The sequence below is a fragment of the Demequina sp. NBRC 110052 genome (genome assembly GCF_002090075.1).
Lineage (GTDB): Bacteria > Actinomycetota > Actinomycetes > Actinomycetales > Demequinaceae > Demequina.
The window spans coordinates 600,386-622,769 of the sequence record NZ_BBRI01000003.1; the positions used below are offsets into that span (position 1 = coordinate 600,386).

The following is a 22,384-nucleotide window of genomic DNA, read 5'->3' on the forward strand; positions in this document are numbered from 1 at the left end:
CCCTTTTCCTATTTCTCTTGCTGGTTGGAGTCGGCGATGTTGCGCAGCCCGTGCATGACTGCACGGTCCTGCTCACCGAACTGGTGGTACAGATGCGCGTAGATGCGGTAGATCTCGTCGAACCGGCGCTTGCGGTCCGGATCCGGGCGATACGTAGCCGACACTGGACTGGCGATCGCCGCGGCCGAGGCCAGGTCTCCAAAGCCGCCGGCGTCCGCGCCCGCGGCAACCGCGGCGTGCAGCGCGGCTCCGAGCGCAGGAGTGTTCGCGGATGCGCTGACCTCAATCTCCATGTCGAGCACATCGGCGAGTGTCTGCATGAGCAGCGGGGCGCGGCTCGGCAGGCCTCCGCATGCGACGACCCGGCGCACCGGGACGCCCGCTTCCTGGAACGCCTCGAAGATCGCGCGCTGTCCAAATGCCGCGCTCTCGATCAGGGCCCGGTAGAGCTCCTCGGCACGCGTGCGGAGAGTCATGCCCACGAAGAGTCCACTGAGACGTTGGTCCATGAGCGTCGAACGGTTTCCGTTGAACCAGTCGAGCGCGACTATGCCTTGGCCCCCCGGAGGCATGGCGGCTGCGGCGCGCTCCAGGATCTCGAAGACTGATACGCCTTCCTCGTCGGCGATCTCGAAATACCGCGGCGGCACCATGTTCTTCACGAACCACCCGAAGGTGTCGCCCACGCCTGCCTGCCCTGCCTCGTAGGCCCACGAACCTGCATCGAGTCCGCCTTGCACGAGGCCCGCCATTCCGGGGACTGCAGCGTCCTCGCGTGCAGGCATGAGGTTGCACACCGAGGTGCCCATCACGAGCAGCATCTCTCCGGGCTGCATGACCCCGGCGCCTACCGCGGCTACTTGCGCATCCAAGTGGCCCGCGGCCACTGCGATGCCGGGACGCAGCCCGAATGCCTCAGCCCACTCGGCAGTCAGCACTCCCGCCTTCTCCCCCGGAGCGAGCAGGTCCTGGCCGAGCTTCGACACTACCGCCGAGAACCCAGGTGCCAGCGCGTCCAGATAGTCGGCCTGCGGGTATCCACCCAGATGTGGCTGATGCGCCGCCTTGAATCCAGCAACGGCAAGGGCCCGCGCCTCGTGCCCGACAAGCAGCGTGGTGATCCAGTCGCCGCACTCGTAGACCTTTTCTGCTGCCTCGAATACATCTGGAGCCTCCTCGTAGAGCTTGAGGAGCTTGGGAAGGACCCACTCGGAAGAGATCTTGCCGCTGTAGTAGTCGATGAACGATTCGCCCCGCTCAACGGCCAGCGCGGACACGCGCTGCGCCTGAGACTCCGATGAGTGGTCCTTCCACAGCTTGGCGTACGCGAAGGGCTCGGCACGGAAGCGATCGGTGCTCGCTAGCGGGGTCGCGTCCGCCTTTGTCGGGATCAGCGTGCATGCCGTGGTGTCCACGCCGACGCCGATGACCTCGTCAGACGTGATGTCGGCCGCTTCAAGGGCGCCGCGGACCGCAATCTTCATCGACTCGAGATAGTCGTCTGGCGACTGGAGCGCCCAGTTCAGAGGCAACTCGGCACCCGTTGCAGGGAAGACGCTGTCGATCACGCCGTGCCGATACGCGTTCACCTGCACTGCCAGTTCGGCACCGTCAGCGAGGTCGACCACGATGGCACGGCAAGACTCGGTGCCGAAATCGATACCTAACGAGACTCGCCTCACCTCGTCCACCTCTCCTTCGAGCGTCTTGCCGACTGCACCGCTGCCGCCGCGCAGTGATAGTAGGTCTGTTGACGCGCCCGACTCAACGCTAAGGTGCTCATATGAGCGACGAATCGCAGCTCGGCCTCGACGCTGAGCATCCCGGTGATCTCCACCAGCACGACGACCTGCTCATCGAGGTCGCCCGTAGGTACCACTTCCAAGAGCAGTCGAAGATCGATATCGCCCGCGATCTCGGCATCTCCCGATTCAAGACGGCGCGATTGCTCACCGAGGCGCGCGACCGAGGCGCCGTGCGGATCACGCTCCACCGCCCGCGTGAGCGATGGACCGGACTCGCAATGCGGCTCAAGCAGGCCTACGGACTCCAGCACGTCGTCGCCGTCAACATGCACGGCGCCTCGATGAAGCAGCTGCGCGCAGGACTCGGTCGCGAGGGCGCGTTGCTGCTCCAGCAGTACCTGACGAATGAGGATGTACTCGGCGTCGGATGGGGCCGCACCGTTAAGGCGATCGCTGATCAGGTCAGCACGCTCCCGAAGTGCAACGTGGTCCAGCTCGGAGGCATTGCTGGGGATCCTGGGGAAAACTCAATCGAGCTCGTACGGATTCTCTCGTCTCACAGCGGCGGGAGGGCGTTTCCGCTGTATGCGCCGCTCGTCGTCCCCAACGAGGACACTGCGAAGAGCCTGAAGGGGTCTCCGGAAATCTCATCCACTCTTGACCGCTTCCGAGATGTGTCAGTCGCCGTTGTCGCCGTAGGCAGTTGGGAGCCGCCGAACTCGCAGTTGCGAATGTTCTGTACACGAGACGATCGCGCCGCTATGACCGCCGCCGGAGTGAAGGCAGAGATCTGCGGCGTCCTCCTGGATGAGGACGGCAACGAAGTCGAGACGCCGTTATCACCTCGAATACTCGCGATGACATCCTCTCAACTGCGGCGTGTGCCGACCGTGATCGCCGTCGCCGGCCACACATCGAAGACCGAGGCGATTCATGCGGTTCTCAGGGGCGGGTTCGCGAACATGCTTGTCACTGACACGCAGGTAGCACGGGAACTTCTCGCCATGCACGAGCGAACCGCGACAGAGTAGGGGGTCTCCAGACGATCGACTTAACCAAGTCGCTCATATGAGCACACACTCGGATGCGATGGAACGTAGTCGACGTTAGGGTCTGGACAACCAAGGATCACCGTCGCCGTGTCACACGGGTCGACGAAGACGCATGAGAAGGGGGCACCGTGAACCTCGGATACCCGCAACTATTCGTCGACTCGGCGGATCAGCGCGCAGCTGAGGAGCTCTTCTCAAGCGGCATCTTCCACGGGCTGACGACCAACCCGACGATCCTCCACAGGGCCTCGGCGACTGCAGCTGATCTCCCTCGCATCCACGGTTGGGCTACGGCGGCGGGTGCTCGGGAGATCTGCTTCCAAACATGGGGCCGTTCGCTCGAGGACATGCGCGCCAATGCCGCAAGGATCTTGGACATCGCGCCGTCTATCGTCGTGAAGACCCCTGCCACGCGAGACGGATACGCGCTTGCACGCGAGCTGCGCGAATCGGGTGCACGCGTCCTTATCACCGCGGTCTACTCGGCTACACAGATGATGGCCGCACAGAGCCTTGGCGCCGAGTACATCGCACCCTATGCGGGCCGCATGCGCGATGCCGGAGTCGACGAGCGCGCAGAGATCGCCACCATGGTGTCGATCGCAATGCGTGCCGAGAGGCCGACGACCGTGCTCGCAGCGAGCCTCCGTAGCGTAGATGACGTCACCGCATTGCTCAAGGTCGGCGTCCCTGCCTTCACCGTCTCAGCCGAACTTGGCCGGCGACTCGTGGAAGATCCGCGTACCGCCGAAGCGACCGAGACGTTCGAGAGCACGATCGAGGCCTGGTCGCAGCCCGCCTAGGGCGTGTGTGGCAATCGGTCGGGGGTCTGTCTGCCACGTTGGTTGGCGTGTCTCGCTTCCACTGGTTGCTCTCTGATGCCCAGTGGTCGTTGATCGAGCCGATGTTGCCCAAGCGGACCGGTCGGCGTGGTCGTCCGTTCTCGGATGCCCGCACGATGGTCGCAGCGATCATCTGCCGCCATTGCGCCGGGATAGCGTGGCGGGATCTTCCTGAGGTGTTCGGCTCGTGGCAGACGGTGTGGACGTGACACCACCGGGTGGCGTCCGAGGGTACGTGGGACAGGGCAATGGCGAAGCTGGCCGCTGACGCGGACGCGCGTGGACTGGTCGGTGTCGGTGGACTCCACGATCGCGAATGGACGCTGCCGGATTGCCGTTGGTCACTGTCGTCACCGCCGGGCAGGCATCGGACTCACGACACATGCTGCCGCTGCTGGCCGAGGTCAAGGTCGGCCGGCCTCTCGGGCGACCCCGTACGCGGCCCGGCGCCGTGCGCGCGGTCAAGTTCGTCTCGCGCGATCCGTAGCCACCTGCGCGAACGCGGCATCACCGCCGTTATCCCGAGCCTGACGATCAGAACGGCCATCGCAAGCGTCGCGACTCACGCGCAGGCCGCCCCGTCAGCTTCGACGAGATCGACTGCAAGGGACGCAACGTCATCGAACGTCACTTCGCCCACCTCAAACAGTGCCGCGCACGGGCGACCCGATACGACGAACACGCGATCGTCTACCGCGCAGCCGTCGTCCTCCACGCGGTCATCGCCTGAGCACAACGATTGCCAGACAGGTCCCCGCCCCTCAGAGCCGGGCGCCCTTGATCGAAAGGTCACCGGATCGACGCCGGTCGGAGCCACCAGCACGAAGGCCCGCTCCCTCGAGGGAGCGGGCCTTCGTCATATGCGCGGGCGGGCGCCGAGCGCTCACGCGCTTGCGATTCGGTGCCGATAGAGGATGTACTAGGAGCATCTGCTACCAGGGGAGCCCGTGATGTCAACGTTCGCCAAGTCCGCCGCCACCGCACTGTTCTCGGGGGTCGTCGGCCGCTACCAGGCGATGCTCAAGATCGAGTTCGAGCGCGCCAAGGCGGAGGTGTCCGCCAAGCTCGGCAAGATCGGCGTCGGCAGCGCACTCATCGGCGCCGCTGCGGTGCTCGGCTCGCTGGCGCTCACGCTGCTCGTCGTGGCGGCGGTCGCAGGGCTCTCGACCGTGTGGCCCGTGTGGCTGTCCGCGCTCGTGATCGCGGGCGGCATCATCCTGCTCGTCGCGATCCTCGCCGGCATCGGCGTCTCGCTCATCAAGAAGAACTCGGATCTCGCTCCCACGGAGTCGATCAACAACGTCAAGGCGATGTTCAACTGGGAGTGAGCCCCAGCGCCTGACGGAGCCGCTACGCGGCCGCCTCGGCCTCCGTCGCCACCTCAGGCCTGCGCGTCGGCGTGCGGCCCGCGAGCCATACACCGAGCAGCACGATGACGGCTCCCACGACCTCGTACCAGTGCAGGCGCTCGCCCAGGACGAGCACGCCGAGCGTCGTCGCCACGACAGGCACCAGGTACGTGACCGAGGTGGCCGTCGTCGCCCCCGCAAGTCGGACCACGCGCCAGAACAGCACGTAAGCGAAAGACGTGCCCGCGACGCCGAGACCGATCAGACCCCACAGCGGCACGGAGTCCAGCGCGAACGTGCCGGGCTCCGGCGCACCCGACGCGAGCGCGAAGGGCGCAAGCATTACCGCGCTCGCGGCGATCTGCGTCGCCGACAGCACGGTGTTGGACTCCTCGATCCGCGCGAGCAGACGCCGCGACAGCGTCGATCCGATGCCGTAGCAGGCGGTCGCGGCGAGCATCAGAGCGACACCGCCCAGCGGGAAGTCGGACACGTTCCACGCCCCCACCAGCACCGCGATGCCTGCGGCTCCCACGAGCAGGCCCCCGAGCTGCGCGCGCGTCGTCCGCTCAGCGGGAATGAGCACCGCCACCCAGAAGGCGGCCCAGAGCGGCGTCGTCGCGTTGAGGAGGCTTGCGAGGATGGAGGTGAGGTGCTGCTGAGCCATCGGGATCAGGATCAGCGGGATGCCGGACATGAACACGCCGACCACAGCCACGGACAGGACGTCTCGAGCTGTGAGAGCGGGGCGCCTGCGCCCCCACGCCACCAGGGCCCACAGCACGAGCGCCCCGACCGCGAGGCGTCCGAAGCCGACCTGCGACGGCGTGAAGGCATCCAGCGCGAGCTCGATGAAGAGGAAGGACGAGCCCCATCCGAGGGCCGTCAGGATCAGGGCGGGCAGCCACGCGCGCGCGGGTGCGGCCGTCACGCGGTCACCGCCGTGGGCGCTCGGTCATCCTCATGCGCCTGGGTCAGCGCGAGCGCGACCTTGCCCAGTCCGCCACCCGCCTCGTGGGTCAGCATCGCGGCCTTGATCCCCACGCCGCCGAACCCGTACGAGCCGAGCCTGCCGTGCGCGCGGATGACGCGATGGCACGGCACGAAGATCCCCACGGCGTTGCGCGCGCACGCGGTGCCCACGGCCCGCATCGCGCGCGGGCTTCCCGCGGCGGCAGCGAGCTCCTGGTAGGACATCGGCTCGCCCGGCGGGATGCGCCTCATCGCGCTCCAGACCCGCTGCGCGAACGGCCCACCCTGCTGCGCCACCGCGACCTCGCCGATGGGCGCGAAGTCGCCGTCGTTCCACGCCTCGACGGCGCTCACCGCGTCGGGCAGTGAGCCCTCCACCATGCCGCGCGCCGCGAGCGAGGCCTCAAGCCTCAGCTCGAGCTCATGCGGCGTCGCGCGACCTGCGGCGCGCACCACGCCATCCTCGGGCGTGGCCGCGATCCACATCTCGCCCACGAGCGAGTCCACGCGTGCGCACACGAGCGGTTCTGTCATGCGAGCAAGGCTACGGCGCTGCAGTGCGCCGCGGCGACGGCCACCTGGGGGTCAGGTGGCACCGTCACGCAGGTGTCAGTTGCCCTGCTCGCGCGCGGCGGCGAGGAGCGCCTGCACCTCGGCCTCGCGGAAACGGCGGTGTCCGCCCAGCGTGCGGATCGAGGAGAGCTTGCCGACCTTCGCCCATCGGGTCACGGTCTTGGGGTCCACGCGGAAGATCGCGGCGACCTCACTCGGGGTGAGCAGCTTCTCCGGCTCCTGAATCGTCTCTGCCATCATTTCCAATTCCCTCAGCTGTTGTCGACGCCCTCGGGAGGGGACGTTCTGCACAATGAGAGCGACCGACACCCCCACTATGACGCGAAAATCCGGACAATGTGCGGAAATGGCTGAGATTTCGGGGCGCTCCGCCCCGGACCGGCTCGACACATGCGCAGCACACGGCACGACGACACCATCTCGGGAGAGGGGTGTTCGCGCGCCACCTCGCGCGCGTTGTAAAGTATGGCGAGGACTCGACACGCAGGCCCGCCGCGAGGCGGCCATGACGTTGGAAGGGGCGGCGACATGGGGCGCGGCCGTCAGAAGGCTAAGGACGCGAAGATCGCGCGTCAGCTGAAGTACACCAGCCACACCGCAGATCTGCGCGACCTGGAGCGTGAGGTCATCTCGACGACCCCTGCCTCGAAGTCGGACGACTCCGACGACTACACGGACCGCTGGGCGGACGACGAGGACTGACCTCGCCGCGCTGCCCCCGCCGTCGGCTCAGGCCCGGTAGAAACCGCTGAGCACCACGGCGCCGCCGTGCACGCCCTTGGCGCCCCGGATCACGTCCGGCGATGCGATGCGACCGTCGTCCTCGACGACGTCGCCCAGCACCCACGCGTCCACGCCCGACGCGGCACAGGACCCGATCACGGCGTCGGCATCCTCGGCGGCCACCAGGGCGACCATCCCGACGCCCATGTTGAGCGTCGACTCGAGGTCGTTCCACGGCACCGATCCTGCGGCCTGCACGGTGGAGAACACCGGCGGGAGCTCCCACGAGCCACGGTCCACTCGGGCGGCAAGGCCCGCGGGCATCACGCGTGCCACGTTGGCAGCGAGCCCGCCGCCGGTGACGTGCGAGAAGGCGTGCAGCCCAGCGATATCCTCGGCCAGAGCGACGCACAGCGACGCATAGATGCGGGTGGGCACGAGCAGCTCCTCGCCCACCGCGCGGCCCAGCTCGGGCACCACGGTGTCGAGCTTCCATCCGGCGTGCTCCACGACGCGACGCACGAGCGAGTAGCCGTTCGAGTGCAGCCCGGACGAGGCCATCGCGACGACCACGTCCCCCGAGCGCACGCGGTCGGGACCGAGCAGTGCGTCGGCCTCGACCACGCCGATCGCGGCGCCAGCGACGTCGTAGTCGTCGGGGTCCATCACGCCGGGGTGTTCGGCAGTCTCCCCGCCCACGAGCGCCGTGCCGGCCATCTCGCAACCCTCGGCGATGCCACGCACGATGTCGGCGATGCGTTCGGGCACGACCTTGCCGCACGCGATGTAGTCCGTCATGACGAGCGGCTTGGCGCCGCACACGACGATGTCGTCGACGACCATCGCGACGAGGTCCTGGCCGATGGTGTCGTGCACGTCCATCTGGCGGGCGATCACGATCTTCGTGCCCACGCCGTCGGTCGACGAGGCGAGCAGCGGCCGCTGGTAGTCCTTGAGCGCGGAGGCATCGAACAGTCCGGCAAAGGCGCCGATGCCGCCCAGTACCTCGGGGCCGTGCGTGCGCCCGACGGCCTCCTTCATGAGCTCGACGGCCTTGTCGCCGGCCTCGGTGTCCACGCCGGCGCCTGCGTAGGTGATGGGCTCGGTCATCCGGCGACCTCCTCGGTCTGCAGCGTCAGCAGGTGGCGCGCATCCACGGGGGGCGCGATCGGGTACTCGCCCGTGAAGCATGCGGTGCACAGGCGGTCCTCGGCCTGCTGCGTCGCGGTGACCATGCCGTCGAGCGAGATGTAGCCGAGCGAGTCCGCGCCGAGCTGGTCGCGGATGTCCTCGACGCTGTGGCCGACGGCGGCCAGCTCGGTGCGCGTGGGGAAGTCGATGCCGTAGAAGCACGGCCACTGCACGGGAGGCGAGGAGATGCGCACGTGCACCTCGGCCGCGCCCGCGTCGCGCAGCATCTGCACGATGGCCCGCTGGGTGTTGCCGCGCACGATCGAGTCGTCCACGACCACGAGTCGCTTGCCCTCGATGACCTCACGCAGGGGGTTGAGCTTGAGTCTGATGCCAAGCTGACGCAGGGTCTGCGACGGCTGGATGAAGGTGCGGCCGACGTAAGAGTTCTTGACCAAGCCCTGGCCGAACTTGATGCCGGACTCCTGCGCGTAGCCGACGGCCGCTGGAGTGCCCGACTCGGGCGTCGGAATCACGAGGTCCGCCTCGACGGGGTGCTCGCGTGCGAGCTGGCGTCCCATCTCGAGACGGGCGGCCTGCACCGAGCGGCCTGCGATGGTGGTGTCCGGGCGTGCGAGGTACACGTATTCGAAGACGCAGCCCTTGGGCACGGCCTCGGCGAAGCGCTGCGAGTGCACGCCGTCCGCGTCGATCGTGAGGAACTCGCCCGGCTCCACCTCGCGCACGAAGCGCGCGCCTACGATGTCGAGCGCCGCGGTCTCCGACGCGACGACCCAGCCACCCGACGCCAGCTCGCCCAGCACGAGCGGGCGCACGCCCTGAGGGTCGCGCGCGGCGTACAGGGTCGTCTCGTCCATGAACACGAACGAGTACGCGCCTTCGAGGTGCGGCAGCAGCTCGAGGGCGACCTCCGCGAGCGAGTCGCCGTCGCCGCCCAGCAGCGCGGTCACGATCTGCGTGTCAGTGCACTTGCCGCCCTTGAGGTCGAGCCGCTTGGGGTAGCCCTCGCGCTCGATCAGCAGGTCGATCAGCTGCTGCGTGTTGGTGAGGTTGCCGTTGTGCCCGAGCGCGACGGTCCCGGCCGAGGTCGGCCCGAGCGTGGGCTGGGCGTTCGCCCATACCGATGCGCCGGTGGTCGAGTAGCGCGCGTGGCCCACGGCGATGTGCCCCGTGAGCGCCTCGAGGGCGGCCTCGTCGAACACCTGCGAGACGAGTCCCATGTCCTTGAACACGAGGATCTTCTCGCCGTCCGAGGTGGCGATCCCGGCCGACTCCTGACCGCGGTGCTGGAGCGCGTAGAGGCCGAAGTAGCTGAGCTTCGCGACCTCCTCGCCCGGCGCGTACACGCCGAACACGCCGCACGCATCCTGCGGGCCCTGGTCCTGCGGGTCGAGCTCCTGCGTGAGCCGTCCGTCTCCGCGCCTCATCGGCCCTCCTCGTTCTCGAGCCACTCGAGCGTGCGCGCGCGGCTCTCGTCCGCGCGGCGGCTGGCCACCGCGTCGGCCCTGGTCGCGATCGCGCCAGCGATGACCGCCCCGATCGTGCCGAAGCCCAGCCCGATCAGAAGCCCACTGAGGAAGCGGCCCGCGGTCTCACCGTTCGGCAGCAGCGCGCCGAGCAGGAAGCCGATCGCGAACATCGGCACGGCGCCGGTCGCGACCATCCGCGCGAAGCGGGGGGCACGGCGCACGACCGCGGGGATGGCCGCGGCGAGTTCTTCTTCGGTGGGCTCGGGAGCGTCCTGGGACATGCCCGACGCGGGGGAGGGTACGGCCGTCTCCGGCGCCTCGGGTGCTGGCGCGTCGGGCTCGGGCTGCGAGTCCTCGGGGCGGGGGGCGTCGCTCACGGTGCCAGTCTAGGCGGTGACGCACGGCGGCCCCGCCCGGTGAGGGACGGGGCCGCCGTGGTCGAGTCCGTCAGCCCTTCGTGGAGCCCGCGAGCAGGCCGCGCACGAAGTAGCGCTGCAGCGAGAAGAACACGATGAGCGGGATGACCATCGAGATGAACGCCGCAGGCGGCACGAGGTATGCCGTGGCGCCATAGTCGCCTGCGAGGTTCGAGATCGGGTAGGTGAGCGGGTACGTCTTGATGCCACCGAACACGGCGGAGACGAGCAGGTCGTTCCACACCCACAGGAACTGGAAGATCGCCAGGGAGGCGATCGCCGGCAGCGACAGCGGGATGATCACGCGGAAGAAGATCTGCGTGTGGCTCGCGCCGTCGACGCGTGCGGCCTCGATGATGTCGCTGGGTATCTGCGCGATGAAGTTATGCAGCAGGAACACTGCCAACGGCATCGCGAAGATCGTGTGGGCCACCCAGACGCCGGGGAACTGACCGGCGATGCCGATCCCCTCCGGGCCGAGCAGCTTGAGCAGCGGGATCAGAGCGAGCTGGAGCGGCACCACCTGGAGCGCGAAGATGAACACGAACAGGAAGTTCGAGCCCCTGAAGGGGATCCACGCGAACGCGTAGGCCGCCATGAGCCCGATCACCAGCGGGAACACCACCGTGGGCACCGTGACCACGATCGAGTTGATCAGGTTGCCCAGCAGCGGCGGCGCGTTCGAGCTGTCACCGAACGAGTCGAACAGCACCTGTCCGAAGTTCTCGAAGGTCAGGTCGCCGTTGAACGTGACGTTCCACCACGACTCGGTCCGGTACTGCTCGCCCGGGACGAGCGAGGTCATGAACAGGCCGATGGTGGGAATCGTCCACAGCGCAGCGATGATGATGGCGGCGCCCGTCGCCCAGGGCGACGTAAGGTTCTCCTTGGCCTTCTGCGCCTTCGTCTTCTTGGGGGATGCGGTCTCGTCGGGGATCGCGGGAGCAGGCGTGGTCATCAGCGGGTCTCCTTCACCTTCTGGAGCGATCGGACGTTGTAGACCACGATCGGGATGACGAACACGAACAGGATCACGGCGAGCGCGGCGCCGAGCGGCTCACGCTGCTCGACGAAACCGAGCACGTACATCTTGTTCGCCACGACATCCGTGTTGTAGCGGCCCTGGGTCAGCGTGCGCACGATGTCGTACACCTTGAGGGTCGCGATCGTGATGGTGGTCATGACGACCACGAGCGTGCCGCGGATCGAGGGGATCGTGATGTGCCAGAAGCGCTCCCACGCGTTCGCACCGTCGAGCGAGGCCGCCTCGTTGATCTCGGGCGGCACTCCCTTGATCGCCGCAGAGATGATCACCATGGCGAATCCCGTCTGGATCCACGCGAGGATGACGATGAGGAACAGCGTGTTCCACGGCTCGGCCGCCAGGAAGTTGATCGGGTCGATGCCAAGCGTGCCGAGGAACGCGTTGAGCATGCCCGTCTGCTCGCCGGTCTCGTTGAAGTCGTACATGATCGAGCCCCAGATGACCGAGGCACCGACGAACGAGATCGCCATCGGCATGAACACGAGCGACTTCAGCGCCTTCTCACCCTTGGCGCGGTCGATGAACACCGCGTAGGCGAGGCCGACGGCGGTGGACAGGAGCGGCACCATGACGATCCACACGAGCGTGTTGAGGATGGTCCTCAGCATCGTCGGGTCGGTGAACGCGTACGTGTAGTTCGCCAGCCCCACGAAGTTGACGCTCTCCGTGTTGATGCCTGTGACCGGGTCGGGCTCCTTCACGATCTCCGTGAACGACAGCCAGACGGTGTCGAGCGCGGGATAGACGAGGCCGACGCCGAGCAGCACGAGCACCGGCGTGATGAGCACGACGAGCTGAACCTTGTCGCGCGCCTTGCCGCGGACGAGGTCCGCGCCGAACATGACGAGAGCGACCACCGCGATGAACGCGATGATCGCGACTGCCGCAAGGGTCAGATTGCTCCCCTGCGTGGACCAGAACTCAGCATCGAGTCCTGACTGCGGTAGGGGGAGCCTGCCCCCGTGGAACCCGGCCATCGATGTGCCTCTTCTCCCTCGAACGGACGTCTGAGCGGTGGGGCCAGCCGGGCCCCGCGCGATGCGGGGCCCGGCCGGTCACCTATGGCCCGGTCTTACGGCCAGGCGGACTCGATGTCCGCGAGGACCGTGTTGAGGTCCTTGCCCTGGACGTAGTTGACCATCTCGGTCCAGAACGCCGAGGCGCCCACGGCCGACGGCATGAGGTCGGAGCCGTCGAAGCGGAACACGGTGTTGTCGTCCTGCAGGATCTCGATGGCCTGCTTGGCGATCTCCGAGGAGGCCAGCGAGGAGTCGAGGCCCTTGTTCGCGGAGATCACGCCGCCGAGCTCGACGCGGATGTTCGCCCAGAGGTCGGACGACATGTAGTTCTGCACCGCCTCGACCTCGGGGGTGTCGTTGAACGACGCGACGAACTCGCCACCACCCGTGACGGCGGCCGGGTCGCCCTCGGCCATCGGCGGGGTGAGGAAGGCCCAGATGTCACCATCGGGAGCCACGGTCACGTCGCCCTCGCCGAGCCACTGAGCCTCGTAGAACGAGGCCTGGTGGTGGAGCGAGCACGAACCGTCGAGGATCGGCAGGCCGCCCTCCTGGAAGGCGGTGTCGACGATCGACTGGGTGCCGCCGAGTCCACCGTTGATGTAGTCGGTGTTGAGCGCGATGGCGCCGAACTTCTCGAAGGCCGAGGTGATCTCGGGCGACGTGAAGTCGAGGTCGCCCACGACCCACTGGTCGTACGCGTCGGTGCCGGACTCACGCAGGACGATGTCCTCGATCCAGTCCGTGCCGGGCCAGCCCGTCGCGGTGCCCGACTCGAAGCCGATGCACCATGGCTTGTAGTTCGGGCCGGTGCCGCCGGTCTCCGCCATGGTCTGGGTGAGGGTCATCATCTCGTCCCAGGTCGCGGGGATCTCGTACCCGTTGGCCTCGAAGTCGGACGGCGAGTACCAGACCCAGCCCTTGACCGACGCCATGAGCGGCGCGGCGTAGAAGGTCTGGCCCACGGTGCCGTAGTTCTTCCAGTCCGCAGACCAGAACTCGTCCACGTTCGCCTCGACCGAGGCTGGCGCGGGCTTCACGGCGCCGGTGCCGACGAGGGTCTGCAGCAGACCGGGCTGCGGGATGATCGCGAGGTCGGGCGGGTTGCCACCCTCGACGCGAATGTTGATCTCCGTCTCGAACTCGTCCGAGCCGACGACGTTCACGGTCAGTCCGGTGCACTCCTGGAAGTCCGTGAAGGTGTCCTCGAGCTGAGTGAGCTCGACACCAGAGATGGTCGTGTAGACCTCGACCTCGCCGCCGTCGAACGTGCCGAAGTCGGCGTAGTCCTCACAGCCCTCCATCATGTCGCCGCCGCCGGTGTCGGTGGCGGAGTCCGTGGGGTCCGCGTCACCGCCGGAGCAGCCGGCGAGGACGAGCCCCGAGGCGGCGACCGCCGCGATCGAGGCGAAATACCGTCGCTTGGTAGACACTGCGTCTCCTCTTCGTTGAGTAGCGTGTCGGCCCGTCCCCCTGACAAGGACGGGTCGAGCGCATGCGACGGCGGAGAAGCCTCTCGCGTCACCGTCGACGCAAACGCTTACATTCAACGTAGGCGCACGCGCCCACCATGGCAACCTCTATCGCGAAAAAGGTCGCGAATCGTGACGCAAGCGTGACACAAGATGTGATCGCGCACATCGGCCGATGAGCCATCTAGGAGGGACTATGTGCGCTCGAGACAGCCTTGCTCGCCCTTCGTGCCGCCGAGGCCGCACCACGGGTGCCCAGACTTGCGGTCACAGTAAACATTTGTTTACACTGGCCGAGTGAGCCCCTCGACCTCCTCCAACCCTCCCCTGATCCGCGACGCGGCACTGCGCCTCTTCGCGGAACCGGGCGGTGCTCGCGCCTCCGTGCGCGACATCGCCACGGCCGCGGGAGTCTCCCCCGCGCTCATCATCAGACACTTCGGCTCCATGGAGGGACTGCGCGAGGCCGTGGACGCACACGTCGCGACCCAGATCGGCGCGCTCCTGGAGCACATCGCCTCCGACCCCGCCGGAGCGATCGATCCCCACAGCTCGGCGAGCTTCGCGGACGCCGCCACGCGGCTGTTCGGCGACGACTCCCCACTGCCGCGCTATCTGCTGCGAAGCCTCGTCGACGGTGGCGACCGCGGCGCCGCCCTCGTCGAGCTCGTCACTCGCTCCAGCGTCGAGGCATGGCAGAGCATGATCGACGCCGGCGCCGTCTCCCCCGGCCCCGACCCGCGCGCACGGGCCGCGCTCGTCGCGATGATCGACCTCGCCGCCCTCGCACTGAGGGAGCCGCTCGGGTCGCTGCTCGGCGCGGATCCTCTCACCGGCGAAGGCGCCGAACGCTGGACCGCAGAAGTCGCGCGCATGCTCGCCCGCACCTCACCGCACGGCGCCTCAGCAGGCTCCGAACACGAAGGGAACCCCCATGACTGACACCTCCCGCGTACCGAAGCTCACCGCCGCCGCGATCCACGGCGCCGGACTCGCGCTCGGCCTCGTGTACCTCGCCGGGGCTCTCGACCCGCTGCTCGGCTCGTACGCCCCCGTCGCCTCGCCCGGCCGACGCTGGCTGCTGGCTGCGGCAGGAACCGTGTACTTCGCGCGCTTTCTCGTCACACAGTTCGTCATGGTGACGCGCCCCTTCCCCTGGTCAGAGGCCTGGGCGGTGGGTCCGTGGGCCGCGATCCTGCAGATCGGGCTCATCGGACTCGGCGGCCAGGCGGGTGCGAGCCTCGGGTGGCTGAGCGCCTTCGCCGTAGTGCTCTACGTCGTCGGGTCGTACCTCAACACCGGTTCCGAATGGCAGCGACGCGAATGGAAGAAGGACCCCGCGCATCGGGGTCGCCTCTACACCGAGGGCCTCTTCTCACGGTCGATGCACGTCAACTACCTGGGCGACTGCCTGCTGTTCACGGGCTTCGCAATGCTCGCCCACTCGTGGTGGGCGGCGATCTTCCCCGTGCTGATGACGGCGAGTTTCATCTGGGTGCACATCCCGCGCCTCGATGCGCATCTCGCCGAGCACTACGGCGCGCAGTACGACGACTACGCGAGCCGCACCAAGAAGCTCGTGCCGTACGTGTACTGACCCGTCACTGGGCGGCGTTCCGGGCGAGTTCCAACGCGATCTCCTCCCACCACGCGCCCGCGGCCGGCCCGCCGTTGCAGGTGCCGTCGGACTCGCCGGGCACCTTGGTCCATACGCGGGCGACCATGCCCGCGGCCTTCCCGGTCAACCCCGGGTTCTCTCCGAGCGCGCGCCCACGCGGGTTGCACCACTCGCCGTTCGAGCCGTTGCCATTGCGCGAGGTGTCGACCACGAACGGCAGCCCGACCTTCGCCGCCACCTGATCGCCCCACGCCTGCTCATCAGCCGTCGCGTTGTAGTTCGAGGTGTTGGTCGCGAAACCCGCCAGATGCTCGGTCCCCACACGCCGGATCCGGTCCGCGATCTCGTCTGGCGACTGCCATCCGGAGTGCCCGACGTCGAGGAACACTCGGGCCCCCGCCGCATCGAGGATCGCGGCCGCGCCCGCAAGGAACCCCACGCGGTCGCCCTGGCCATCGCAGTCGCCGAGGCTCGCGAGCCCGTCGGGCTCAAGGACGACCCACGCGGTCCCGCCCTCCGCAAGTGCCTCCGCGACCCTCTCGACCCAGGCCAAGTACTCGCTCTCCTCAGCACCTCCCGCGCTGTACAGACCGCAGTCGCGACCCGGGATGTTGTAGACGACGAACAGTGCGATCTGGCCAGAAGCCGTCGCCGCCTGAGACACAGCGGCGGCCTCGGCGATCGCCGCGTCCCCACCGTTGAGCCACACCGCGATCGGCTGCGAAGCGATGCGCTCAATCAGCGCCGCGTCGTCGTCACGACCCTCGTCGCGCGCGCGCTGAAGTGCGGCATCCACGCTGGTCGGCGCGCGGTAGAAGGACGAGGCGGCTGCGGAATCCTGAGAAGTGGCGTCATCGCTCATGCCCCCATCCTGGCGACCCGAGACCGAGGACGCGGGATCCGGAGAGGACGAAGCGGTTTCCTCGCCGGGCGTGGACGACGCGGTGGTGTCGCCGTTCCCTGGCATGGCCGAGGGGACCGACCCGCCGCATCCCGCCAGCGCAAGAGCGGTCACCGCCGTCGCGAGCACCGCCGCGATCCGTCGCCACGCGATCCGCATCATTCACCCCCTCGCGCAGCCGCCCCCGGCCGCGTCCGCACCATGGTGGCACAGCCGACGACGACACTCTCTGACACGGCCCCACCCTCGCGCTCGGGGTGTCGGACCCGACACCTCGTGGACATGCGCCGGGATGGGTCAAGAGGTGTTCGGAGCGTGGCGCCATTCCGGCTCCGCCTCCCACCCGCAGGCTCGCCACCCACGCGCGCGGCTCCCGCACGCGCGACGTCATGCGCACGGCGTGTCGCCGACTCACGTCAGTACGAATCGCCGCATGCAGTACAAACCGCGTGCGTGAGCCGCGGTGGGGGGTGCGTGGTGGGGGTGAGCCGCGGTGGGGCTGCGTGGTGGGGGTGAGCCGCGGCGGGGAGTGTGGCGAGCGCGGAAGCTCAGGTCAGCGGCAGGAGCGCCGCGAGGTCCGTGCGCTCGCCCGAGGCCTGGACGGCGCCCGACGCGACGGCGTCCTCCCACGCCAGCGTGCCCGTGGCGAGCGCGAGCCACGTCGCGGCGTCGGTCTCGATCACCGCCGGCGGCGTCCCGCGGCGGTGCGTGGTGCCCTCGATGCACTGCACGGCGCCGAAGGGTGGCACGCGCACCTCGACCGAGCGGCCAGGGGCACGCAGCCCCAGCTCCTCAAGCGTGTAGCGCACTGCCGTCGCGGTCATAGCCCGGTCCGGAGCGGGCGACGCGTCGCGAGCCGTCGCCGCGTCGGGCGCATGCAACGAGGGACCTGCTGCGCGCACCCACGCCTCCACCGCCGCCCGACCGGCAGCCACGTCGATGCGACGGCGCGCTGCCATCAGGCGAAGCGCTCGGGGAGCGTCGCCTTCCAGGACTCCTCGAGCTCCGAGAGGGGCAGCGTGAACAGCCCCTGTACCTCGAGAGCCGCTTCCGAGCTGGCCTCGTAGTCGTACGTGACGCCCACGCGCAGGTTCGGGACGCCGCGCGCGTCGAGCATCGCGGTCCAGCGCGACTCCTCGGAGCGCGGCACAGCGACGAGCACGCGGCCTTGAGACTCGGACAGGAGCGCCTGCGCGGCGCTCACGCCGTCGCGCCTGCAGATCTCGTCCACCACGATGCGGGCACCCACGCCGTAGCGCAGCGCGCCCAGCGCGGCGGCGGCGATGATGCCTCCCTCGCCGATCTCGCGTGCCGCGTCGATCAGGCCGTCTCGCGACGCAGAGACCATCACCTCGGCGAGCACCTTCTCGGCCTCGAAGTCGACCACGGGCGGCAGACCGCCGAGGTGGCCCTGGAGCCCTGCGAACTGGGATCCGTCGAGCTCGTCGCGCGTGGTGCCGAGCACGTACAGCACCTGCCCGCCCTCGCGCCAGCCCGAGGGCGTGGCACGCGTGACGTCGTCGAACACGCCGAGCACGCCGACGATGGCCGTGGGGTTGATCGACGAGTCGATGCGCCCGGGCTCGCCGGTGCCGTTGTACAGCGAGACGTTGCCTCCCGTGACGGGGACGCCGAGCGTCTGGCACGCGTCGGCGAGTCCACGGATGGCCTCCGCGAACTGCCACATCGAGTCCGGGTCCTCGGGCGAGCCGAAGTTGAGACCGTCGGTGACGGCGACGGGCGTCGCGCCGGCGATCGCCACCGTGCGGTATGCCGCCGCGAGCGACTGGCCCGCGCCCGCATACGGGTCGAGCTTCGTGTAGCGGTCGTTCGAGCGCGTGGCGATCGCGACGCCGCGGCCCGTGGTCTCGTCCACGCGGATCACGCCGACGGTGTCCGGGCGCGCCATAGCGGTGTTGCCCTGCACGTAGCGGTCGTACTGGCTCGTGATCCACGAACGGTCAGCGAGGTTGGGCGACGACAGCAGTTCGACAGCGGCGGCGCGCAGCTCCTCGGGGTCCTCGGGGAGCGACGGGGCGTGGTCGGCCTGCAGACCGTCCATCCACTCGGGGCGCGCGTAGGGGCGCTGGTACACGGGACCGTCGTGTGCGACGGTGCGCGGGTCGACGTCCACGATGCGCTGACCGTGGTGGTCGATCGTGAGACGGCCCGAGTCGTTGACCTCGCCCACCACGGCGGTCTCGATGTCCCACTTGGCGGTGATCGCCAGGAACTCGTCGAGCTTGTCCGGCGTGACGACCGCCATCATGCGCTCCTGCGACTCGGACATGAGGATCTCGCCCGCGTTCAGCGTGGGGTCGCGCAGCAGCACGTCGTCGAGCCACACGTGCATGCCGCCCGAGCCGTTGGACGCAAGCTCCGAGGTCGCGCACGAGATACCGGCGGCGCCGAGGTCCTGGATGCCCTTGACCACGTCGGCCGCGAACAGCTCGAGGCAGCACTCGATGAGCACCTTCTCCATGAACGGGTCGCCCACCTGCACGGAGGGGCGCTTGGCGGGCACGCCGTCCTCGAACGTCTCCGACGCGAGGATCGAGGCTCCGCCGATGCCGTCGCCGCCGGTGCGGGCGCCGAACAGCACGACCTTGTTGCCCACGCCCTCGGCGGAGGCCAGGTGGATGTCCTCGTGCTTCATCACGCCCACGCACAGCGCGTTGACGAGCGGGTTGCCTTGGTAGCAGGAGTCGAACACGACGCCGCCGCCCACGTTGGGCAGGCCGAGCGAGTTGCCGTAGCCCCCGACGCCACTGACGACGCCGTGCACCACCCGGTCCGTGTCAGGGTGGTCGATGTCCCCGAAGCGCAGCTCGTCCATGACGGCCACGGGACGCGCGCCCATCGCCAGGATGTCGCGCACGATGCCGCCCACGCCCGTCGCGGCGCCCTGGTACGGCTCCACATAAGACGGGTGGTTGTGCGACTCGACCTTGAAGGTCACGGCCCAGCCGTCGCCGATGTCGACGACGCCCGCGTTCTCGCCGATGCCGACCATGAGGTGCTTCCTCATGTCCTCGGTGGTCTTGTCGCCGAACTGGCGCAGGTGCACCTTGGACGACTTGTACGAGCAGTGCTCCGACCACATCACGGAGTACATCGCGAGCTCGGCTGCGGTGGGGCGGCGATCGAGGAGCGACACGATGCGCTCGTACTCGTCCGCCTTGAGGCCCAGCTCGGCCCAGGGCATCTCCTGCTCGGGCGTCGCGGCGGCGTTCTCGACGGTGTCGGGCACGTGCGCGGGCGCGGCAGGGGTGGTGGTCTCGGTCATGGGGGTCCTCACGGGAAGAGTGTCCGGCGATGGATTACCGAACCAGCGTACCCGCGTGCCCATAGGACCCCGCGCGTGCGCGCATCACCCCTGGTCCATGCCCGACGCTGCCGCCGGGTCGGCCGCTCACGCCCCGGACAGGCTCGCCACGGCGTCACGCGCGACGCGCAGCACCTCTTCCCACGTGCGGTCGGGCGCTTCGAGGTGGAGCAGGTCGGAGCCCTCCCATGTGTAGTCGCTCGAGCCGACGCGATCGGCGATGGCCTGACCGAGCTCCGCGAATACGCGGGAGCCGAGCACCGTCGGGGCGTCCTCCGCGATCCACAGCACATGCGTCGCGCCGTCCAGCCGCGAGGTGCCGCAGTCGACGATCAGCGCCCGAGCTCCGGTGACGGGCCGGGTGCGGGAGGCGAGCGCCTCGCCAGGGTGGCGGCCGGGAAGAGAACGTACGGGCGGAGCGTCGGGCGCGGCGGGCGACCAGTTCTCCTCGGTGTCTAGCGCGCCCGCGAGCGCGTCGAGCAGCGCGTCGTCATCGGGGGCCATGAGTGTTCCTTCGGCGGATTCCGGTCTTTCCATAAGAACGTATGAACGTCCGATTTGCACCCTGAGACAGGATCGAGCCCTCTGAGGAGCCCTGCCGCCTACAGTGGGCGCATGATCTGGCTCGCGTTCGGCATCGCCGTGGCGGCTCTCGCGCTGGCCGGATGGCTGGGGCTGCGACTGCGCGTGGAGCGGCGGCGCGCGGCCGCCCTTGAGGCCAATTCCGCCCTCGCCGCGAACGCGGCGCGCGAGCTCGCGACCTCCAATGAGAGGGCCCGCATCGCACGCGAGATGCATGACGTGGTCGCGCACACGCTTTCCGTGGTGGTGGCACAGGCCGACGGGGGTCGCTTCGCCGGGCGCACGGACAGCGAGGCGGCGCTGCGGAGCCTGGAGACCATCGCCGACGTGAGCCGGTCCGCGTTGACGGAGATGCGCGCGCTGCTGGGCGTGCTGCGCGAGGGCGACGGAGAGGCCGCGCTCGGCCCGCAGCCGTCGCTCGCGGACATCCCGGCGCTCGTGGCGACGACGCGCGAGGGCGGGCTGGACGTCAGCTTCGTCACGACGGGCACGCCCCGTCCGCTGCCGATCGGCGCGGGACTGGCCGCCTATCGCATCGTGCAGGAGGCGCTCACGAACGTGCTGAAGCACGCGGGGCCCTCGCCGCATGCCTTCGTCCAGTTGCAGTGGGAGGCGGATGCGCTCTCTCTCGTCATTTCCGATGACGGGCGCGGCGCGGCCGCCCGACGCGATGGTTCAGGCTCGGGCATCGCCGGCATGGTCGAGCGAGCCACGGTATTCGGCGGTTCGCTCACGGCTGGGCCGCGCGCGGGCGGCGGATTCATCGTCAAGGCACGGCTCCCGCTCACCTCGCAGGGCGGTAGCCTCGCCTCAGCGTCGGCCGCCGGGGCCGACCCGGACGCGGGAGCAGATGCATGAGCGACGAGCGCGAGGTGCTCACCTGGCAGGGCTTCGGAGACGCGACGCGCGAGCTCGCGCAGACGGTCGTGGACGACGGCTTCGAGCCCGACCTCGTCGTCGCGGTCGCGCGCGGCGGACTGCCGATCGGCGGCGCGATCTCGTATGCGCTGGGCACCAAGGGCGTCGGCACGTTGAACGTCGAGTTCTACACCGGCATCGACGAGCGCCTGCCCGCCCCCGTGGTCCTGCCGCCGCTTCTTGACACCGAGTCGATGCGCGGCATGAAGGTGCTGGTCGCCGATGACGTCGCGGACACTGGCGAGACGCTCGCGCTGGTGAAGTCGCTCATGGAGCAGTACGCCGCCGAGGTGCGCACCGTCGTGCTGTACGCGAAGTCCCGCTCGATCATCGACCCCGACTACGTGTGGAAGCGCACCGACATGTGGATCACGTTCCCGTGGTCGGCGCTTCCTCCGGTCACCCCGGGCAAGCCGCACCCCGAGCAAGGTTGACACCATGACCATCCGCGTGGCGCTCGTCGACGATCAGCAGCTGATCCGTGCCGGCTTCCGGATGGTCGTCGACTCGCAGCCCGACATGGAGGTCGTCGCCGAGGCCGGCGATGGCGCCGACGCGGTGGCCTCGCTCGCGCAAGCCGCACCCGACGTGGTGCTCATGGACATCCGCATGCCCGGCATGGACGGCATCGCCGCGTGCGAGGCCCTCACGGCAACCTCCGAGGCGAGAGTAGTCATCCTCACGACCTTCGACCTCGACGAGTACGTGCTGGCCGCGATCCGGGCCGGCGCGTCGGGCTTTCTGCTCAAGGACGCCCCTCCCGAGGACCTGCTCGCCGCAATCCGCACCGTGCACGCAGGCGACGCTGTGATCGCCCCCTCCTCGACGCGTCGGCTACTGGATCGGGTCGCCTCCCTCCCGGACCCCGTCCCCACGGATGCTGATGCGCGCCTCGCCGACCTCACCGACCGCGAGCGCGAGGTTCTGAAGCTCATGGCGCAGGGGCTGAGCAACCACGAGATCTGTACGGAGCTCGTGCTCGCGGAGCCGACCGTGAAAACGCACGTGGGCCGCGTGCTCGCGAAGCTCGGCGCGCGCGACCGCGTGCAGGCCGTGATCGTCGCCTACGAGACGGGGCTCGTGGCGCCGCACGCGTGACTGGCGCTCCCACAGATTCGCGCGTCATACCTCGGTATCACCCCAAGTCCATCCCCTGGGCCGACGCGGCTGCACCCCAGGCGCGGATAGCGTCGGTCTCGACAAGGGGGCTT

The 22,384-nt window shown here is 68.8% G+C and carries 24 protein-coding genes and 1 pseudogene; 10 read left to right on the top strand and 15 right to left on the bottom strand.

Annotation, left to right across the window (positions count from 1 at the left end; translation table 11 throughout):
• Positions 1-8 precede the first annotated feature (8 nt).
• Together B7K21_RS10295 and B7K21_RS12655 are read right to left on the bottom strand one after the other, a co-directional pair.
• A complete protein-coding gene (locus tag B7K21_RS10295; protein ID WP_084075331.1) occupies positions 9-1,691 on the bottom strand; it encodes a ribulokinase in 1,683 nt (560 codons plus the stop codon).
• Positions 1,679-2,077 carry a hypothetical protein gene (locus B7K21_RS12655; RefSeq protein WP_200806304.1) on the bottom strand — a complete coding sequence of 133 codons (399 nt, stop codon included), beginning with the start codon at positions 2,075-2,077 and terminating at the stop codon, positions 1,679-1,681. Before B7K21_RS12655 ends, B7K21_RS10295 begins: the two co-directional genes overlap by 13 nt.
• On the opposite strand from B7K21_RS12655, the gene B7K21_RS10300 reads away from it, so the two are divergent.
• From B7K21_RS10300 to B7K21_RS10315, 4 genes and pseudogenes are all read left to right on the top strand, one after another.
• On the top strand, positions 2,072-2,776 hold the full coding sequence (locus B7K21_RS10300; RefSeq protein ID WP_234989289.1) for a sugar-binding transcriptional regulator: 705 nt from the start codon (positions 2,072-2,074) through the stop codon (positions 2,774-2,776). The two genes, B7K21_RS12655 and B7K21_RS10300, sit on opposite strands and share 6 nt — an antisense overlap.
• A 149-nt stretch (positions 2,777-2,925) precedes the next feature.
• Positions 2,926-3,600, top strand: a complete 675-nt coding sequence (locus B7K21_RS10305; RefSeq protein WP_084075333.1) for a transaldolase family protein — start codon at positions 2,926-2,928, stop codon at positions 3,598-3,600.
• A 101-nt stretch (positions 3,601-3,701) separates the two neighbouring features.
• Positions 3,702-4,369, top strand: a pseudogene (locus B7K21_RS10310) (transposase).
• Between the two features lie 220 nt (positions 4,370-4,589).
• Positions 4,590-4,967, top strand: coding sequence for a phage holin family protein (locus B7K21_RS10315; protein WP_084075334.1), 378 nt, complete (start codon positions 4,590-4,592; stop codon positions 4,965-4,967).
• 22 nt (positions 4,968-4,989) lie between these two features.
• On the opposite strand, the gene B7K21_RS10320 is transcribed toward B7K21_RS10315, so the two are convergent.
• The 3 genes from B7K21_RS10320 to B7K21_RS10330 form a co-directional block, all read right to left on the bottom strand.
• Positions 4,990-5,919, bottom strand: coding sequence for a DMT family transporter (locus B7K21_RS10320; protein WP_084075335.1), 930 nt, complete (start codon positions 5,917-5,919; stop codon positions 4,990-4,992).
• The gene (locus tag B7K21_RS10325) at positions 5,916-6,494 is read right to left on the bottom strand and encodes a methylated-DNA--[protein]-cysteine S-methyltransferase (RefSeq protein WP_084075336.1); all 579 of its coding nucleotides are present in this window, start codon (positions 6,492-6,494) and stop codon (positions 5,916-5,918) included. The genes B7K21_RS10320 and B7K21_RS10325 overlap by 4 nt, the downstream gene beginning before the upstream one ends.
• Before the next feature lie 75 nt (positions 6,495-6,569).
• Positions 6,570-6,770, bottom strand: a complete 201-nt coding sequence (locus B7K21_RS10330; protein ID WP_084075494.1) for a BldC family transcriptional regulator — start codon at positions 6,768-6,770, stop codon at positions 6,570-6,572.
• A gap of 291 nt (positions 6,771-7,061) precedes the next feature.
• Between B7K21_RS10330 and B7K21_RS10335 the strand changes: the two genes are divergently transcribed.
• Positions 7,062-7,235: a DUF3073 family protein gene (locus B7K21_RS10335; protein WP_084075337.1), complete on the top strand. Its 174-nt coding sequence runs from the start codon at positions 7,062-7,064 to the stop codon at positions 7,233-7,235.
• A gap of 27 nt (positions 7,236-7,262) precedes the next feature.
• On the opposite strand, the gene purM is transcribed toward B7K21_RS10335, so the two are convergent.
• From purM to B7K21_RS10365, 6 genes are all read right to left on the bottom strand, one after another.
• Entirely contained in the window at positions 7,263-8,366 is a 1,104-nt protein-coding gene (gene purM / locus B7K21_RS10340) for a phosphoribosylformylglycinamidine cyclo-ligase (protein WP_084075338.1), read from the bottom strand.
• Positions 8,363-9,835, bottom strand: a complete 1,473-nt coding sequence (purF, locus tag B7K21_RS10345; protein ID WP_084075339.1) for an amidophosphoribosyltransferase — start codon at positions 9,833-9,835, stop codon at positions 8,363-8,365. The genes purM and purF overlap by 4 nt, the downstream gene beginning before the upstream one ends.
• On the bottom strand, positions 9,832-10,254 hold the full coding sequence (locus tag B7K21_RS10350) for a hypothetical protein (RefSeq protein ID WP_084075340.1): 423 nt from the start codon (positions 10,252-10,254) through the stop codon (positions 9,832-9,834). The genes purF and B7K21_RS10350 overlap by 4 nt, the downstream gene beginning before the upstream one ends.
• Positions 10,255-10,324: 70 nt before the next feature.
• The gene (locus B7K21_RS10355) at positions 10,325-11,251 is read right to left on the bottom strand and encodes a carbohydrate ABC transporter permease (protein WP_084075341.1); all 927 of its coding nucleotides are present in this window, start codon (positions 11,249-11,251) and stop codon (positions 10,325-10,327) included.
• Complete coding sequence (locus B7K21_RS10360) at positions 11,251-12,315, bottom strand: carbohydrate ABC transporter permease (RefSeq protein ID WP_084075342.1); 1,065 nt, start codon at positions 12,313-12,315, stop codon at positions 11,251-11,253. Before B7K21_RS10360 ends, B7K21_RS10355 begins: the two co-directional genes overlap by 1 nt.
• Positions 12,316-12,410: 95 nt before the next feature.
• Positions 12,411-13,790, bottom strand: coding sequence for an ABC transporter substrate-binding protein (locus tag B7K21_RS10365; protein WP_084075343.1), 1,380 nt, complete (start codon positions 13,788-13,790; stop codon positions 12,411-12,413).
• A 336-nt stretch (positions 13,791-14,126) separates the two neighbouring features.
• Between B7K21_RS10365 and B7K21_RS10370 the strand changes: the two genes are divergently transcribed.
• Positions 14,127-14,771, top strand: coding sequence for a TetR/AcrR family transcriptional regulator (locus tag B7K21_RS10370; RefSeq protein ID WP_084075344.1), 645 nt, complete (start codon positions 14,127-14,129; stop codon positions 14,769-14,771).
• Positions 14,764-15,426 carry a DUF1295 domain-containing protein gene (locus tag B7K21_RS10375; RefSeq protein WP_084075345.1) on the top strand — a complete coding sequence of 221 codons (663 nt, stop codon included), beginning with the start codon at positions 14,764-14,766 and terminating at the stop codon, positions 15,424-15,426. The genes B7K21_RS10370 and B7K21_RS10375 overlap by 8 nt, the downstream gene beginning before the upstream one ends.
• Positions 15,427-15,430: 4 nt before the next feature.
• Here B7K21_RS10375 and B7K21_RS10380 read toward each other — a convergent pair whose 3' ends face one another.
• The 4 genes from B7K21_RS10380 to B7K21_RS10395 all read right to left on the bottom strand — a co-directional run bounded on the left by B7K21_RS10380 (position 15,431) and on the right by B7K21_RS10395 (position 20,177).
• Positions 15,431-16,309: a glycoside hydrolase family 6 protein gene (locus B7K21_RS10380; RefSeq protein ID WP_159448491.1), complete on the bottom strand. Its 879-nt coding sequence runs from the start codon at positions 16,307-16,309 to the stop codon at positions 15,431-15,433.
• A gap of 587 nt (positions 16,310-16,896) precedes the next feature.
• Complete coding sequence (locus B7K21_RS10385) at positions 16,897-17,307, bottom strand: sterol carrier family protein (protein WP_084075347.1); 411 nt, start codon at positions 17,305-17,307, stop codon at positions 16,897-16,899.
• Positions 17,307-19,634 (bottom strand): phosphoribosylformylglycinamidine synthase subunit PurL, encoded by a 2,328-nt coding sequence (purL, locus tag B7K21_RS10390; RefSeq protein ID WP_084075348.1) that lies wholly within the window; start codon positions 19,632-19,634, stop codon positions 17,307-17,309. Before purL ends, B7K21_RS10385 begins: the two co-directional genes overlap by 1 nt.
• Positions 19,635-19,760: 126 nt before the next feature.
• On the bottom strand, positions 19,761-20,177 hold the full coding sequence (locus tag B7K21_RS10395) for a hypothetical protein (RefSeq protein WP_084075349.1): 417 nt from the start codon (positions 20,175-20,177) through the stop codon (positions 19,761-19,763).
• Positions 20,178-20,288: 111 nt separating this feature from the next.
• Here B7K21_RS10395 and B7K21_RS10400 point away from each other — a divergent pair, with 111 nt between their 5' ends.
• Genes B7K21_RS10400 through B7K21_RS10410 form a run of 3 tightly spaced genes read left to right on the top strand, consistent with a single transcriptional unit; the run spans position 20,289 to position 22,271 of the window.
• A complete protein-coding gene (locus B7K21_RS10400; protein WP_084075350.1) occupies positions 20,289-21,113 on the top strand; it encodes a sensor histidine kinase in 825 nt (274 codons plus the stop codon).
• Positions 21,110-21,607, top strand: a complete 498-nt coding sequence (locus B7K21_RS10405; protein WP_084075351.1) for a phosphoribosyltransferase — start codon at positions 21,110-21,112, stop codon at positions 21,605-21,607. The genes B7K21_RS10400 and B7K21_RS10405 overlap by 4 nt, the downstream gene beginning before the upstream one ends.
• A gap of 4 nt (positions 21,608-21,611) precedes the next feature.
• On the top strand, positions 21,612-22,271 hold the full coding sequence (locus B7K21_RS10410) for a response regulator transcription factor (RefSeq protein WP_084075352.1): 660 nt from the start codon (positions 21,612-21,614) through the stop codon (positions 22,269-22,271).
• The last annotated feature ends 113 nt before the right edge of the window (positions 22,272-22,384 follow it).